At 36.6% G+C, this 15874-nt stretch carries 14 protein-coding genes; 6 read left to right on the top strand and 8 right to left on the bottom strand.

Features of this window, described 5'->3' with window-relative positions; all coding sequences use genetic code 11:
- The first annotated feature begins 124 nt into the window (after positions 1 to 124).
- From NDQ75_RS08050 to msrB, 3 genes are all read left to right on the top strand, one after another.
- A complete protein-coding gene (locus tag NDQ75_RS08050) occupies positions 125 to 997 on the top strand; it encodes an alpha/beta fold hydrolase (protein WP_202026962.1) in 873 nt (290 codons plus the stop codon).
- A 93-nt stretch (positions 998 to 1090) separates the two neighbouring features.
- Positions 1091 to 1585 (top strand): hypothetical protein, encoded by a 495-nt coding sequence (locus NDQ75_RS08045; RefSeq protein ID WP_202026961.1) that lies wholly within the window; start codon positions 1091 to 1093, stop codon positions 1583 to 1585.
- 165 nt (positions 1586 to 1750) lie between these two features.
- On the top strand, positions 1751 to 2248 hold the full coding sequence (gene msrB / locus NDQ75_RS08040; protein WP_202026960.1) for a peptide-methionine (R)-S-oxide reductase MsrB: 498 nt from the start codon (positions 1751 to 1753) through the stop codon (positions 2246 to 2248).
- Between the two features lie 75 nt (positions 2249 to 2323).
- Here the strand turns inward: msrB and NDQ75_RS08035 are convergent, their stop codons facing one another.
- The 5 genes from NDQ75_RS08035 to NDQ75_RS08015 form a co-directional block, all read right to left on the bottom strand.
- Positions 2324 to 2896, bottom strand: a complete 573-nt coding sequence (locus NDQ75_RS08035) for a phosphatase PAP2 family protein (protein WP_202026959.1) — start codon at positions 2894 to 2896, stop codon at positions 2324 to 2326.
- A 3-nt stretch (positions 2897 to 2899) separates the two neighbouring features.
- On the bottom strand, positions 2900 to 3130 hold the full coding sequence (locus NDQ75_RS08030) for a hypothetical protein (protein WP_202026958.1): 231 nt from the start codon (positions 3128 to 3130) through the stop codon (positions 2900 to 2902).
- Positions 3131 to 3180: 50 nt separating this feature from the next.
- A complete protein-coding gene (locus tag NDQ75_RS08025) occupies positions 3181 to 4557 on the bottom strand; it encodes an MATE family efflux transporter (protein WP_202026957.1) in 1377 nt (458 codons plus the stop codon).
- A 444-nt stretch (positions 4558 to 5001) separates the two neighbouring features.
- A complete protein-coding gene (locus tag NDQ75_RS08020) occupies positions 5002 to 6357 on the bottom strand; it encodes a DEAD/DEAH box helicase (RefSeq protein ID WP_202026956.1) in 1356 nt (451 codons plus the stop codon).
- A gap of 97 nt (positions 6358 to 6454) precedes the next feature.
- Entirely contained in the window at positions 6455 to 8161 is a 1707-nt protein-coding gene (locus NDQ75_RS08015; protein ID WP_202026955.1) for a hypothetical protein, read from the bottom strand.
- A gap of 267 nt (positions 8162 to 8428) precedes the next feature.
- On the opposite strand from NDQ75_RS08015, the gene NDQ75_RS08010 reads away from it, so the two are divergent.
- Complete coding sequence (locus NDQ75_RS08010; RefSeq protein WP_202026954.1) at positions 8429 to 8995, top strand: pseudouridine synthase; 567 nt, start codon at positions 8429 to 8431, stop codon at positions 8993 to 8995.
- On the opposite strand, the gene NDQ75_RS08005 is transcribed toward NDQ75_RS08010, so the two are convergent.
- The 3 genes from NDQ75_RS08005 to NDQ75_RS07995 form a co-directional block, all read right to left on the bottom strand.
- Positions 8988 to 10772 (bottom strand): serine hydrolase, encoded by a 1785-nt coding sequence (locus tag NDQ75_RS08005; protein WP_242513605.1) that lies wholly within the window; start codon positions 10770 to 10772, stop codon positions 8988 to 8990. The genes NDQ75_RS08010 and NDQ75_RS08005 overlap by 8 nt on opposite strands.
- A gap of 132 nt (positions 10773 to 10904) precedes the next feature.
- Entirely contained in the window at positions 10905 to 11402 is a 498-nt protein-coding gene (locus tag NDQ75_RS08000; RefSeq protein WP_202026953.1) for a monoheme cytochrome C, read from the bottom strand.
- A 1-nt stretch (position 11403) separates the two neighbouring features.
- Positions 11404 to 12624: a sulfite oxidase gene (locus NDQ75_RS07995; RefSeq protein ID WP_202026952.1), complete on the bottom strand. Its 1221-nt coding sequence runs from the start codon at positions 12622 to 12624 to the stop codon at positions 11404 to 11406.
- Positions 12625 to 12766: 142 nt separating this feature from the next.
- Between NDQ75_RS07995 and NDQ75_RS07990 the strand changes: the two genes are divergently transcribed.
- Together NDQ75_RS07990 and NDQ75_RS07985 are read left to right on the top strand one after the other, a co-directional pair.
- Positions 12767 to 13063, top strand: a complete 297-nt coding sequence (locus tag NDQ75_RS07990) for a DUF6787 family protein (RefSeq protein ID WP_202026951.1) — start codon at positions 12767 to 12769, stop codon at positions 13061 to 13063.
- A gap of 453 nt (positions 13064 to 13516) precedes the next feature.
- A complete protein-coding gene (locus tag NDQ75_RS07985) occupies positions 13517 to 15829 on the top strand; it encodes a TonB-dependent receptor (RefSeq protein ID WP_202026950.1) in 2313 nt (770 codons plus the stop codon).
- The last annotated feature ends 45 nt before the right edge of the window (positions 15830 to 15874 follow it).

Raw genomic sequence — 15874 nt, 5'->3', positions numbered from 1 at the left:
TTTATTTGAATTATAAGTAAATCGGTATTTGCCGCATGCTTGCGACAATAACTTAACCATTCTAAATGTATAAAAAAAGGATTTAAATTTGATACATTGCAGTCTCAAATTCATTTTTTATTTCATGGAACAAAAAAAAGAAAACTATCAGCAAACTATAAAAATACCTAAACCCATCAGTTGCTCTGCAAAAGCCTTGGCTTTTGTTTCCCCAAAACTGGCGAGTAAATTTGTTGCTAGGTTGTTTGCTACTCCAATGAAACATAAAATTCCGAAGCGGGAATATAAAATGGAGCAAGAATCTATAAAAGAAAAGCTTCAAATCCCTTCCTTACATAAGGAAATAGTGGTTTATAGCTACGGAAATAGCAAGAAAAAAATTCTTTTGGTACACGGATGGAGCGGACGCGGCACTCAGCTTGCTAAAATTGCTGAAGCTCTGCTGGAACAAGGTTATAGCACCATAAGCTTCGACGGACCAGCACATGGAAAATCCCCAGGTAAAACCACCAATATGCTTGAATTTGTGGATGCAGTAATAGAAGTTGATAAAAAACATGGCCCTTTTGAAGCTGCTGTAGGGCATTCATTAGGAAGTATGACCTTATTGAATGCGGTAAGAAGCGGACTGAAATTGAAGACTATGGTTTTGGTAGGAAGTGGGGATAGTATTAATGATATTATTTACGATTTCACCAATAAATTGGGACTAAAAGACAACATAGGTGACCGTGTAAAGAAAAAGTTTGACTCCATTGCGCAAGAGGATGTCAATAATTATTCGGCAAGTATTGCAGCTAAAGATGTCGCTATTCCCGTTTTACTCATCCACGACAAAAATGATTTAGATTCACCATTGGAATCTTCTAAAAACATTCATAAAAATCTAGCTAATTCTAAACTTATTATTACTGAAGGACTAGGACACCGAAAAATTCTAGGAGATGAAAAAGTTATAAATACACTAACCGCTTACATTGAAAAAAACGTACCTTAGCATTACGTATTTATTAACTTTGGAAATGGAAATGCTATGCTTTAAAAAATGTTGGCATAGCATTTGCGTTGAACAACATAAAACAACACTCTTATGAAAAAAATAATCGCACTTTTATTTGTATCGACTTTTATATTTACGGCTTGTGAAGGACCAGAAGGCCCTCCGGGCGAACCTGGAACTGTAATTGTTGGAGAAACTTTTGAATATGCCAATGTAAGTTTCACACCACAAAACGAATTTTTGTTCACCGCAACTTACAATCCGCCCTTGGTAAATGGGGATGCTATTCTAGTTTATAGATTGGAAGGTGTTGTTAGCGGAAATGATGTTTGGGAACCTTTACCTACCGTTTTCTTTAATAATGATACGGGGGATGACCTGCGTTTTCGATTTAATTATACTTTAAACCGAGTTAGAATTTTAGCTGAATCTTCAGATTACTCAGCTTTTGGACCTGATTTATTAAGTAATCAGGTATTTAGAGCCGTAATTGTTCCAGCAGATCTTATTAACGGTGTGGACACTTCCAATATTAACGAGGTGATGAAGGCAGCAAACATTAAAACAGTTCAGAAAATGTATTAATAATATATATATATATTTCTTGAAAAAGCCCAAAACCCAATGTTTTGGGCTTTTTTTATACCATTTATTAATTAATATTACTTTAGAAGAAAATGGTATTATGCAAGGTTTTTGAAACTTTAACGACCAAAACCTCGTATTTAAATTAAAAAACACTGCTATTTTATGAGAACTATATTTCTTTCGTTTCTATGTATTGCCTTTTTGAGTTGTAACTCTAAAGCCCAGAATAAATCTGATAATAAAACAACAAAATCGGCTAAATCAGAATTTCCAATTTCCAAAACAGAAGCTGAATGGAAAGCTGAACTAACTGATGCCGAATTTTATGTATTGCGAAAAGCCGGAACAGAACGCCCATTTACCAGCGACCTTTTAGAAATTAAACAAAAAGGAACTTATGTGTGCGCTGCATGTGGCACACCATTGTTTAAAAGTGAACACAAGTTTGATTCCGGAACAGGTTGGCCAAGTTTTGATCGTGCAATTGAAGGCAATGTAGCCTACGGTGTGGATAATAAAATAGGCGTTCCCCGTGACGAAGAGCATTGTGCTAATTGTGGCGGACATTTAGGTCATGTTTTTGATGATGGCCCAAGCGAAACTACAGGAAAAAGACACTGTATTAATGGTGTAGCTTTGGACTTTGTTCCAGAAAGCTAAGCTTTTGAATTGAGAATTGAGAATTGAGAATTGAGAATAAGTTCAAAATTGTTTTTTGATAAAGCAATTTTGAACTTATTTTTCTTTGAATAAATAGTTTACCGCTAAGAGATAAAGTTTTGAGAAAAGCCATCCCAAAAGCATTCCAATGCAAATACCGGTAATGATATCCAACGGAAAATGAACACCAATATAAATTCTACTGTACGCTACAGAAAGTCCCCATACAACCAACAGGAAAGGTAACCACTTGAAGTTTTTATAGAGTAGAATCGAAAAAAAGGTAACTACAGCTAGAGAATTGGATGCGTGTGCAGAGAAATACCCAAACTTACCGCCACAATATGACTTTACCAGTCGCATGAATGGTATAATAGTTTCGTCATGACAAGGACGTAAGCGCTCAAAACCATATTTAAAAGCATTCGCCAATTGGTCGGTTGCGCCAATCATAGCGGCCACGCAGACCAAAAGAACTAGAGTATTTTTCCATTTTAGCGTTCGCAAACAGAGAATCAATAAAAAAACGTAGAGAGGAATAGACGACCATTTATCGGTCATGAACATCCAAAAAGCATCCCAAGGCTCGCTCCCGAGTCCGTTGAGATATAAAAACAATTCTTTATCAAGTTCGATTAATCGCTCCATGATTTAGGCTTCATCATATCTGCTGATTTCCCTATCGTAGAAATCGTTAGCTAGCTGAATAAGATTCTCTGCTTCTGATGATAGTTCTTTCTCATCTTCCGGAGAAAAATCTTCTAACCATTCCACTTCATCGTCCGCTAAATTGATGATAAAGCGTGGAAAATCGGTATGAATGATAAAAATAGCATCCGGGTAATCTGTATTGTCGCCTAATAAAAACTTTGGTAATTCCATGATTTTCTTGTTTCGTTTGTTCTATCTTCGGTATTCAGTCTACTTTTCCTTTAAGCTTCCGAAGCTATTAATTTTCTTGTTAAAGAATTGAATCTAAAATACAAAAATATCGCAGCAACCGTTAGTCCCGATAATAATCCGATCCAAATTCCCATATTTCCTAAGGAAGTTTTCAATCCCAAATAATAAGAAATAGGAAAACCGACAATCCAATACGCTATAAATACAATAATGGTAGGTATTTTAACATCCTGTAATCCTCGTAAGGCGCCTAGAAATGTAACTTGTAAACCGTCGGAAATTTGAAAAAATGCGGCTATGAGTAGTAATTGAGATGCAATTGTAATTACTTCCGTATTGTCTGCCAGATTAAGCATATCGTTTTGATCCAAGTAAATAGTTGGCAACCAATGTCTGCAAAGGATGAAGAAAAGCGCAAAAACCACTTCCAACAAGAACGTTAAAAAGAAAACCGAAATGGCTATTCTTCGCAATTCCTTGAAGTTTTTTAATCCTTTTTGATTTCCTACACGTACCATGGCGGCAACACTTAAACCCACTCCAACCATGTACGTCATACTCGATAAATTCAACGCAATTTGATTGGCAGCTTGCGGATTTTTCCCCAAGACGCCGCTCAACCAAACAGCAGAGGTAAAGATGGCAACTTCAAAAAACATTTGTAATGCTGAAGGAAGCCCCAAATCCACAATCTTTTTCATCATGCCTTTTTCAACCGTTTTCCATCTAAAATTGGTAACATATCCTTTGATTTTCGGATTCGTTTTAAACAACCACCAAAGAAAAACAACCATCATAAAACGCGAAACCAGCGTGCCAATAGCAGCACCAATAATTCCCAATTCCGGAAAGCCAAACTTTCCGAAGATAAAAAGGTAATTAAGTAAAATATTAATTATGTTGGCCACAACGGTCGCGTACATTGGATACTTTGTCTGTGAAAGTCCGTCTGAAAACTGTTTTAGCGCTTGAAAAATAATGAGAGGCACCAACGAAAAGGCTACCAAATCGAGATATGGAAGCGCCAATTCAACTACTTCCACTGGCTGATCCATTAAATACATTAGAGGTTTGGCAAAAAGTAGCGCTACAAAAAGTAGGAGTCCGATTCCCGTGCTTAAATACACCCCATGTTTTAAAGACGAGCGTCCTCTCTCAACATCCCCAGCTCCGTCTGCCTCTGCTACCAATGGTGTAATAGCAGTGGAAAATCCAATTCCCAGCGACATGGCAATGAAAATAAAACTATTTCCAAGCGAAACTGCAGCCAATTCTGCCGTTCCCAATTGCCCAACCATGACATTATCGGCAAATGCCACAAAAGTATGGCCCAGCATGCCTAAAATTACAGGGAAAGATAATTTTAAATTGTATGCAAATTCTTTGGTGTACCGTTCTAAAACCATGAAGTATTTTTGAAGCCGCAAAGATACAGTTTACCACAGTGTTGACCTAGTGGTAGTGTTTACTTTTTGAGAGTTTCACATTTCTTTAAGCTTATGAATAAAGATAATTTAGCTATAACAGGGGCTCTAGATTTACATGTTCAAAATATTCGAACTATTTCAAGCCTATTTTCATTTAGTTCATCAACATCTACTTTTCTAGAGGTATTCATGAACCTCCCAACATCGGTTTCTTTTGCTCGCCCAAAAGAAACGAAACAAAGAACCTTCCTGCTCACCGCAGGTAGGCAGGAATGGCGCCTTATCCAAGGAATTTTTTCGACCATGAAGTCGAAAAACCGTTATCAAAACTCCGCGTCGCTACGTACCTTCGCTCCTGTTTTCGTAGCTTTTGATTACTATTCTGTGGATAAGGATTTGGAAAAATCGTTCAATCTAACGTACTTATCGCTTCTTGTTTTTATTTCTTCGATTGTAGTTTTTATCACCTCGAGTTTTGGGCTTTTTATACTTTTTAGCCAACTCTCTACGGTACGAACCTCCCTGATTTGTTTTTTTGTTTTTCTCTTTCTTTTCGTGAAAACTAGGTCCAGGAGCATCCACTCTTTTGTGCGGGTTATCAGGCTCTATAATTCGGGGCTGTTCCTCGGCAGTTAATTTCTTGGAAATTTCTACTTCTTCGGGAAGTGTTTTTTCAGTAATTTCCATTTTCATCAATTCTTCAATAGCTTCTTTTGCGGGCTGCTCTTTTTCAGTGTAAAGAAGTACAGAGCTTCCTTTTTCTTCTGCCCTACCCGTTCTCCCGATACGGTGCATATAATTTTCAGGAAAAGATGGCGTATCGAAATTAAAAACATGGGAAATTTTAGTCAAATCCAACCCACGCGACATAACATCGGTTGTTACCAAAATGCGGTGAACACCTTCTTCAAACTGTTCTATAGATCGTAAACGGTAGTTTTGGGTTTTATTGGAGTGAATTACACAAACATCTTCCGTAAAGCTTTCAGAAAGCGCATCAAATATAATATCTGCACTCTTTTTATTGGGCACAAATACCAATACTTTTTTGTAGGCTTCCTTGTCTTTTAATAAATGCTGAAGTAAATTTATTTTGGTAAAAAAGTTAGGTACAGCATAGCAAACTTGTTCGATATTTTCCAAAGGTGTACCACTTACTGCTACGGAAACTTTTTCTGTTCCACGGAAGAAATCTAAAATAAGATTTTCAATATCATCAGTCATCGTTGCCGAAAACATAATGTTTTGCCTACGCTCCGGTAAGAGTTCAAAAATATTGTTCAACTGAAACCGAAAACCGAGATCGAGCATTACATCCACCTCATCAATCACCAATTTTTTAATAGACTTTAAAGAAACCGCTCTACTGATAACCAAGTCGTACAATCTCCCTGGAGTAGCCACTAAAATATCGGTTCCTTGAGCCAAAGCTTCTTTTTGCCGATTGATATTGGTGCCACCATAAACACCTTCAACCCGATTGTTTAAGTATTTACTGAATTTCTCAATCTCCTCAAGCACCTGCACCACCAATTCCCGAGTGGGAACCATGATTAACACACGTGGATTTTTTTGTTTTGAAAAGGTTAGCTGCTGAAGGATGGGCAACATATAGGCAAATGTTTTTCCCGTTCCTGTTTGGGCAATCCCAATAACATCTTTTCCAGACATAACTACTGGAAATGCTTTTTCCTGAATAGGTGTTGGTTTCTCAAAACCTAAATCCTCAATGGCGTACCCTAACTGCTTGGAAATTTTAAAATCTTCAAAAGATGACATGTGCTCTATTTCTTAATAAAGCTACAAAGGTACGGTGTTGAAATTAAACTACTGGGATTTAAATGCCCAGTAGTTTAAATATTATAAGAATCTTCATTTAATCATCGGAATTTTCTTCCTCATTTTCCTCTTCAAAGAAGCAATCTTTATAAACCGCTTTAAAGAACTTGGCTTTATCTTCGGGATCGGAAATACTTTTCATTACCTCCAATAGATGTTTAACCTTTTCGTTTTCAAGGTCTGCGGAAAGTGATAGCGCCTCTTCGTGTTTTTGGTTATGACAATCCAATGCTTCTCCCTGCCCTAGTAATGCTTCTACCACCATGGCCGAAGTACGAACTACGCGATGTGTAGTATCTAAAATTATCCCATTTACCGTAATATCTTTATACGTCTGTTTTAAATCGGATTTCTTCCTGAAATAACAGTTTTTTTCAGGCTTCATCCTAGGAAGACACTCACATTTTAAATTACAGCTTAGTTCCTCCTCCACACATTCAATAAACTCATGACGTGTTCCTTGATAATCAAAAATACTACATAACCTTTTCAAAATTGCAGCCTTTACTTTACCTATATTCTCATCAACAGGGATTACTTCTTCCAGGAAATCGTCAATACCAGATAAACTAGTAACTCTTTTAGTGTCAGGATAACCATTCGTATAAATAATAGATACATCGTCTAAATAAGTAATACTGAAAAATTCTTGTAGCAACTGACGGAAAACAAAATTCAACACCCTACTTTTATTGATATTCTCAAGATGTCTAACAATAGTTTCTTGATTACCGTCCGTTGTAGTTGAAGTGGTTTCTGTATTGATTTCTATCTGTCTTAATGAATTGGTTTTACTCACATGCGTAGAAGTTGAGCTCACCAAATTTCTAACTGAATCGCTAACCGCAGAATTAAAAGATTTCGTTTTCTTACCTTTAGCCTCACCACCAAGTCCAATTTTAATGATGCCAAGATTAATTCCGGCTTCCAATCCTCCACCGCCACCAACACTACTGGTCTCACTGGATGCCGATTGGGAGGTGTGATTTGCTTCCGATTCAACTAAAGTTTGTAATTCGTTGGCACTGCTTTCAGAAAGTGAATCCAGCACATTGGATGCTTGTTTTTTTGTTTCTGTGCTAGTTTCCCAATTTTTTATAGAAATTGTGGTTTTTTCTCCCGGTAACAGGCTAAATGTTTTAATGGTTCTACCGGCACCATAATCACCCAAATAAGAACACATTTTTAACCTCAGCGCGATAGTAATTTGAGGATTGGCTCTTTTTGGCTTAGGCTTATAGTCCAAATATACCTTTCCCGTCAAATCTTGCTTTAAACTTGGTTTAAAACCTTTTGTGATTTTATCAGCAATATTACTTAGTGGAATATTTGCTATCGTGGGTTCTACTACCTGCTGTTGGCTATATAAAGATTCGGATCTATATGCGGAAATTGCCTTTGCCGCACCAATATTGGGATTTAGAGGATTAGCAATTTGCATTTCACGAACATTTTCTTTTTGTAAAATAGATACATTTTCAAAAATGGGGGTGTCAATTGCCAAATCCATTTCATCTTTCAGTTTTTCGATCCATTTTTCTTTTGATAATTTTTCGGATAAATCCCAAAAATTGTCCTTCTGCGGCTTTTCTTCTTTAAAAAATTCCATTGGCAAATCCATTACCAAATAACTACTTGCTCTGTAACAAGTAGATTGCGGTAAGTTGTAGTTCAAAATAGAGGCCTTGCCTTTTTCATCTAATTTAATAAACGGCTCTTTCGGGTTACAGGATGAATTAGTCATAATGTGTTGATTTAATTTAAAATTGGTTTGTGAGTATGTGTCAAAGAGGCGTTTTGAAACTTATTTAAAGCATCGCAAAAAGCGATTTCTTCTGTTTAAAACTATCAACGTTTCTTGAAACCTAATTTAAATAATTAAAAAACAGATACTTACACCGAACACCCTAAGATTAAACAGGATTTTTCCTTTAGGGAAAACCCCCTTAGAAAATTAAAATAAACGCTGCAATCTTTATATTTTTAGTACTTTTCCCCTCTATTTTTTTGTATGCCACATCAACATTTCAAAATATATAAACCCTACGGAATTATAAGTCAGACGCATAGCAATGATGCCAGACAGGTTCGGAAAAAGCGTTTTTTAAAAGAGCTCTACGATTTTCCTGAAGACATCATGCCAATTGGCCGTTTGGATGAAAAATCGGAAGGTTTGCTGCTCATGACTACCGATGGCAAACTAAGCGATACCGTTAACCGAAGCGGTCTGGAAAAAGAATATTTTGCTCAGGTAGACGGTGAAATTACAGATGAAGCGATTATAGAATTGCAACATGGTTTAAAAATTGGACTTCATGGCTCAAAGTATAAAACCCTCCCATGCAAAGCGAGAAGAATCGAAGTTCCCAATCTGCCCGAGCGGAAAAAAAAGATCCGTGACGCGCGTCATGGACCTACCAGTTGGGTTAGTATAGTTCTTACGGAAGGAAAATTCCACCAGGTAAGAAAAATGACTTCTGCAGTTGGATTTCCTACTCTTCGCTTGGTTAGAGTGCGAATTGGGGATATTCATCTAAATGAAATGCAACCAGGTGATGTTATTCCCATTGTTATTTAAACTCTTTTGAGTCGAAAGGAATCCAGAGTTCCCAATCCGCAGGGGTATAAATATCCCTTAAACCTACTTTTAATAAAATTTCATAAATACTTTCGCCATTATCGGAATTGGTCATCATCATAATTCCTTTTTTGGCTTTCGGAAATACGATGCTATAATGTTGAAATCCGTTTCCGTGACCTTCTTTAAATGCACCTACTCCGTAAGGTGTTTTTATGAGTCCCCAGCCCAACCCATAACTTAATTCGATTGCATCGTATTTTGTGGTCGTTTCATTGGACTGTGGCCCGAATTGTTTTTTGGAATGTATACGAATTTGTGGACTAAAAATCTCCTCCCAAGAGGCTTCAGAAATAAGTTTTTTCTGTAAAACCGCTTCTAGGAACTTGCTATAATCTTCTGCTGTTGTTTCTAATGTACTTCCAGCACGAGGTTCGTTATCAATATCCTTTTTATAAATTTCATCATTTCTATTGTGTCCATAAGCAAAATTAGTGGCGAAGCGTTCTTTCCATTCGTAGCTGGAGTTTTTCATTCCCAAAGGCTTAAAAATATATTGCTGAGCGAGTTCTTCCAATCCTTTTCCTGTCATCTTTTCCAGCACTACTTGCAAATACACAAATCCTTCTCCTGAATACATGTATTTGGACCCAGGCGTACCGTGTACCTGAAGCTTATAATCAGGTTCGCCCCAACGCCAGTTAGCAAAACCTGTGGTATGCGCTGAGCACATTCTAGCAGTTATTTTATGGTAAAGGCTGTCTTCCTTTAAAGCTGAATAATCATCATGCCAACGGGTTTTAGGCTCGTATTCGTATATTTTCTTGGGAAGATAGGATTCAAGTGGCGTATCCAAATCCAATACTCCATTTTCTACCAACTTCATTACCAATACACTAAAAACCGCTTTACTTAAAGAAGCTCCGTAAATGTTGGTACTATCGTTAAGCAATTTATTTTCAGGTTTATTTTTATATCCAAAAGTACGTTGATAGGCTATTTTGTTATTATCAAGTAGCGTAAAAGCCATTCCATGAACATTAGCTTCTTTCATTAGATACGAGATTTTTTCCGTAAGGGAATCCGAAGAAATTTTAGTTCCATCTAATCGTTCAATTTCTTGGGAAAAACCCATAAAACTACTGCATAAAAAGACAATGCAGATAGACAACTTTTTTGCTACATGGATAAATTCCTTTTTCTTAATAAATGGAATAGACAAAGGGTAAAAACATTTGTGGGAATTAATGGCACTTACGATATTTATAATAGTGACAATAACGGCAAAAGGAACTACCAGAATGAAGAAGAAAAAACCAAATCCTTCTATGGTTATTAAAGTTACAAAGGATATAAGAAATAGAATGCTCATGGTAATTTGAAAGTTAATTACCTTTCTCCCGTGTTCGTTGTAAAGTGGATTATCTTCCCGCTTGTGAATCCAAAGAAATAACGGAAACAATATATTGCCTAAGGGAAGTAAGAGTCCAAGAATGGGTGTGCCATGCAAAAGAAGGAGCCACTTCGTCTTTATATTTTCTTCCTTTGGATTTTCAATGGTTAATAAATCGTCTACTTCTACCTCAAGTGCAGAAGCCAATAATTTTACCGTTTTGAGATGCGGAGATACTTCGCCTTTCTCAATACGCTGAATGGTTCTTACCGTTACAGTCGTAAGTTCTGATAATTCTTCCTGAGAATACCCTTTTAATTTTCGTAGGTATTTTAAATTTTCTGAAATTGATTGGTTGTCCATTTTCTTTTGTATTTGTTTCATACAAATGTATTGGCAAGGGTTGGTCTTTGTTACGACATTTATATGTCACCTTCCTGTCATCCTTCGTAAAATAAGGTGATTATTGGATTTTGGTGTCAACTTTTGAAGGAATACAAGAAACTTTCAAGAAAATCATTGTTTTAACTCATACCAATCTTCTATTTCCAAATTGGCACGTCTTCCTTTCTCTTTTGGAGCATAATTAGTTGCTAAATAATCTAAAATTAAAGGTTCGTCATCACCTAAATCCCAAAGGTTTTGGGTTTCCTGCATCCAACGAATCGTAGCCAGCCAATTTTCTTTCGACATACGATTTTGGGTTACCAGTTTAGCAGAATGACAATTGGTACAATTGTTTATAACCGCTTCGAGTCCGTCATCTTCTACAAAGCCTGTTGGAACATGTATGCCATTTTTTATTTCACCTTCAAAAGAAGAAATTTCAGCAGTGGAAGTAGTATCTATACTGCTAGTTTCAGAAATTTCCGGAGTCGCCTTAAAAATATCGGCGTTTGGGTTCAACACCAGATAAAGTATGAAAGCACAAATTGAAACAATAACTGCGCTAAAAAGCACTAAGCTCTTTCCCAATAATTTAATTTGAGTTAAAAAGTTTTCTTTATCGTTCATTTCAACTCACTTTTATAGCAATTCTATGGCATGCATTATTTAAATATCCTTTTGGATTCCAACCTGGCAAAACCATAGGCTGACTTTCACCTTTACTATCAGTTGCTTTTGCCCACACCTCATAATATCCCTTTTCAGGAAAATTTACCTGGGCACTAAACTGCTGCCACGACAATCTGTTTACAGGCTTCTTCAACTGGCATTCCTTCCAAGTGGCTCCAAAGTCGATAGAATATTCCATTTTTTCAACTTCCAGTTCTCCCGCCCATGCATGGCCATTTATGGACAAAGTTTCACCCATTTTTAAAACCGCTCCCGTTTTAGGATACGTTATCAACGATTTTACGGGCATAGATTCTATGATGCACATATCTTCATCTGCTACTTTTTCGCCAGGCGCGACCGGTTTACAAGGAACTCGATAGGAAGTCCCTATCATTTTTGCGCCATCGTGCACTTTGTTTCTTACACTTATGGTATGCAACCATTTTCCGGAAACGGAAGCTGGCCAGCCACCAGCTACTAAACGCAAAGGATAGCCATGCGCCAAAGGAATATCTTCATCGTTCATTTTAAATGCCAACAGCGTTTCATCCTGCAAAGCTTTCTCTATTGGACAACCTCGTGAAATCGGCTCCTTATCTGGACTTCTGCTTAAGTGAATATCAGCGGAATGATATCCAATATAAACGGCATCACCTTTAATACCTACATCCTCCAAAACGTCCTTCAACCGAACACCTGTCCATTTAGCGCAATGCACGGCACCCAATCCCCATTGATTTCCTTTTGCGGGTGGATTGAATTCTTTTCTTCCATTTCCTCCACATTCCAATACCAATTGATACGTGTGCTGAGGAAACTTATTTTTAAGCTCTGCTAAAGAATACGATTTAGGTTTTTCAACCGATTCACCATCAATAGTAAGTTTCCAACTATCCACGTCGATATTCTCGGGAATAAGTCCGTTATTTCTAATAAACATAGCGCTATTGGGCGTTACGTTATCATTCAGAAGATGGGCCAACGATTCTATATTCCAAGGTTTATCGTTTAACACCACCATTTCCTTATTCTTATTGAACATTTCAAACGGATTTGGGTCTTGTGCCATTAACGGCACATATCCCTCAGGCATCAAATGCGCATACACCAACGAACCTCCTCCTGCTAATGCAGCAGATGTTAATAGTGTGTTTCCCAAGAACTTTCTTCTATCCATCCTTACTTTATTTTGAATATATAAAGATACCATTTTCTCAAAGAACCAAACATGACCAATACCCAATTCTAGAACTTAGCTGCACTAAACATGATTTTTGCAACCTAATTATTTCACTTATATTTGCAACGAAATTTTTACCATGGAAAAACTAAAGCAACGCTGGGGAATATCTTCCAACTTTCAGCTCTTCATAATCTTTATAGTTTTTGGAATTACTGGGTCCACGGCTGCAAAAATTGCCGGACCGGTTACTGAGTTTATTGGGTTACATCCCGATTCGGTACATCCAGTGCTTTATTGGGTGGTTAGAATTCTATTGATTTTTCCTTTTTACCAAGTGTTGTTGGTCTTTTTTGGTTGGATATTTGGGCAGTTTGAATTCTTTTGGAATTTCGAAAAGAAAATGTTGAGCCGTTTTGGAATAAAATTAAAGTGAGAACACGTTTAAATACCATATTAATTGCATTTTTAGCATTTTTGCTCACTACAGCAATTGTGGGTCCTTCACTTATAAAGTTTTCTCATTTTTTTTTAGAACACTCACATGTAGAATGTAACGAACATGTAAAAACACATTTTCATGAGAGCGATTTTGATTGTAAACTCTTTAAGTTTCATCACACACACCAAATAAACTTTTTCCCAGAATCAATTACTTTTGAGATTTTTGAAATCCCTTCCCAAAAAAATTTCAATTCATATTCTTTTGTAAGCGAATTCCAGCAACTTCACTTTTCATTACGCGGCCCACCGCTTGTTTAATTTTAAATAAATTATAACTACACAACCACCCGCTTTTCTATACAAAGTGGTTGTTTTTGTACAGAATTATTGCTGAATACCAAAATTGGTTTCAAAAAAAAAGCAACTTATAAAGCATAAACAAACGATGAAAAGTAAAATCTTCACCCTCATTTTTTTGGGTATCACTACCATATTATACGCTCAAAACAGCATAAAAGGAACTATTGAAGATGCTGAAACAGGAGAAGGCATACCTTATGCTAATATTAGCCTCCCGCAACAAGAAAAAGGAACTAGCACCGATGAAAATGGAAAATACACGTTAAACAACCTTCCAAAAGGAAGCTATAAAATTGTAATTTCCTCCATTGGCTACAAAACATATTCGCAAACAGTACAAGTTAATGGCAATACCACTCTAAATAGTTCTTTAACCCCTTCTGCTATTGAAATGGAAGAGGTTATAGTTTCTACTCCATTCCATAAACTCCAAAGTGAGAACGTAATGAAGGTAGAACAAAAAAGCCTAGAAGAACTAAAAACACAAGGAATGCCAACATTGGCCGAAGGAATAACCAGTATTAGCGGTGTAGAAAATGTATCAACTGGTGTTGGAATTGGAAAGCCTGTAATACGTGGATTAAGTGCCAACCGAGTACTGGTTTATACCCAAGGAGTACGATTGGAAAATCAACAATTTGGCGGCGAACACGGCTTGGGGGTTAACCAAGCAGGAATTGAAAGTGTAGAAGTAATAAAAGGGCCAGCTTCACTTCTTTACGGATCTGATGCATTGGGCGGCGTTTTATATTTAAACCCAGAGAAATTTGCTTATGCAAACGAAACGCATAGCGATGCCAATATAAATTACTTTACCAATACCGAAGGTGTTACCGCAGATGTAGGCTTTAAAACCTCTGGAGATAAAATTAAGTTTTTGGTTCGTGGAGCCTATGGCTCGCATGCCGATTATGAAGCTGGGAATGGTACCTACACCACCAATTCCAGATTTAATGAATATGATATTAAATCAGGATTTGGATATCAGGACAATAAATTTAAAACAGAATTACGTTATAATTTTAATAGATCTAATCTAGGTATCCCTGAAGAAATTGGAGAACAAAACAGAGAGCGTACACCTCTTTTACCTTACCAAGAAATTGATAACCATATCATCAGTTCTAAAAATACACTATTTTTTGATAAAGGAAGTTTAGATATTACTGTTGGCTATATAGCCAATAATAGGAAAGAATTTGAAGACGAACATCATCATGACCATGAAGAAGGCGAAGAACATCATGATGAGCACGAAGAAGAACATGAAGAGGGAGAAGAACACCATGATGAACACGAGGAAGAACATGAGCACTATGGCCCTTCCCTTAACATGAAACTACATACGCTTAGTTACAATGTACAGTACCACTTGCCAGAACTTGGTAATTTTGAAACTATTTTTGGCATACAAGGTATACACCAAACCAATGAGAATTTTGGTGAGGAAATTTTAATCCCAGATGCTACAACAGTAGATTTTGGAGTGATGGCTACTACACACTATCATTTGAAAAAAAGTGATATTCAATTTGGGCTTCGCTACGATTCTCGAAAAATTGACACTAAAGAAATGGGAATAATAAATACCGAAGTATATTTCCCTGAACTGAACAAAAACTATGAGAGTTTTAATGTATCTGCTGGATATCGCGCTACCATCGCTCAAAATATTATAGGTAGAATAAATCTTGCTACTGGGTTTAGAGCGCCCAATCTTGCAGAACTCACATCTGATGGAACGCATAGCGGTGCTAACCGATTTGAAATTGGCAATCCTAATCTTGAAAATGAACAAAATTTTCAAACTGATATTTCTTTAGAATACAAAAACAAGCATGTTGAATTCTTTGCAAACGGATTCTACAATACCATAAATAATTACATATACTTAGAACCCACCGGCGACTTTGAAGATGAAGACCCTGTGTATCAATATGTACAAAATGATAGTTATCTATATGGCGGTGAATTTGGTTTTCACTTACACCCACACCCACTCGACTGGTTACACTTAGAAAGCAGTTTTGCCACAGTAACAGGAAAATTAAGGGATTCTGGCGACTATTTACCGCTTATACCTGCCAATAAATTAACAAATATATTTAGGGTTGAATTTGATAAAGGTAAAATACGTAAGAAATATGCGTTTATTACTATGCAAAATACCTTTAATCAAAATAATGTTGATAGTTTTGAAACGGAAACACCAGGCTACACACTATTTAATGCAGGTTTAGGAGCTACTTTCACAGCTTACAATCAGCCATTTGAATTGCGTCTAAGTGCCAATAATATTTTCGATAAGCAATATATTTCCCACTTATCGCGATTAAAAGTAGATGGTATCTATAATATTGGAAGAAATATAAACATAGGGCTTTCAGTCCCATTTTAAGCTAAAAAATCCGTCAGAAATTCATCTGACGGATTTTTTTATTTT

Source organism: Galbibacter mesophilus (assembly GCF_023721415.1).
Lineage (GTDB): Bacteria > Bacteroidota > Bacteroidia > Flavobacteriales > Flavobacteriaceae > Galbibacter > Galbibacter mesophilus.
The sequence above is the reverse complement of the archived record's forward strand: the minus strand, read 5'-3'. Positions and strand labels throughout refer to the sequence as shown.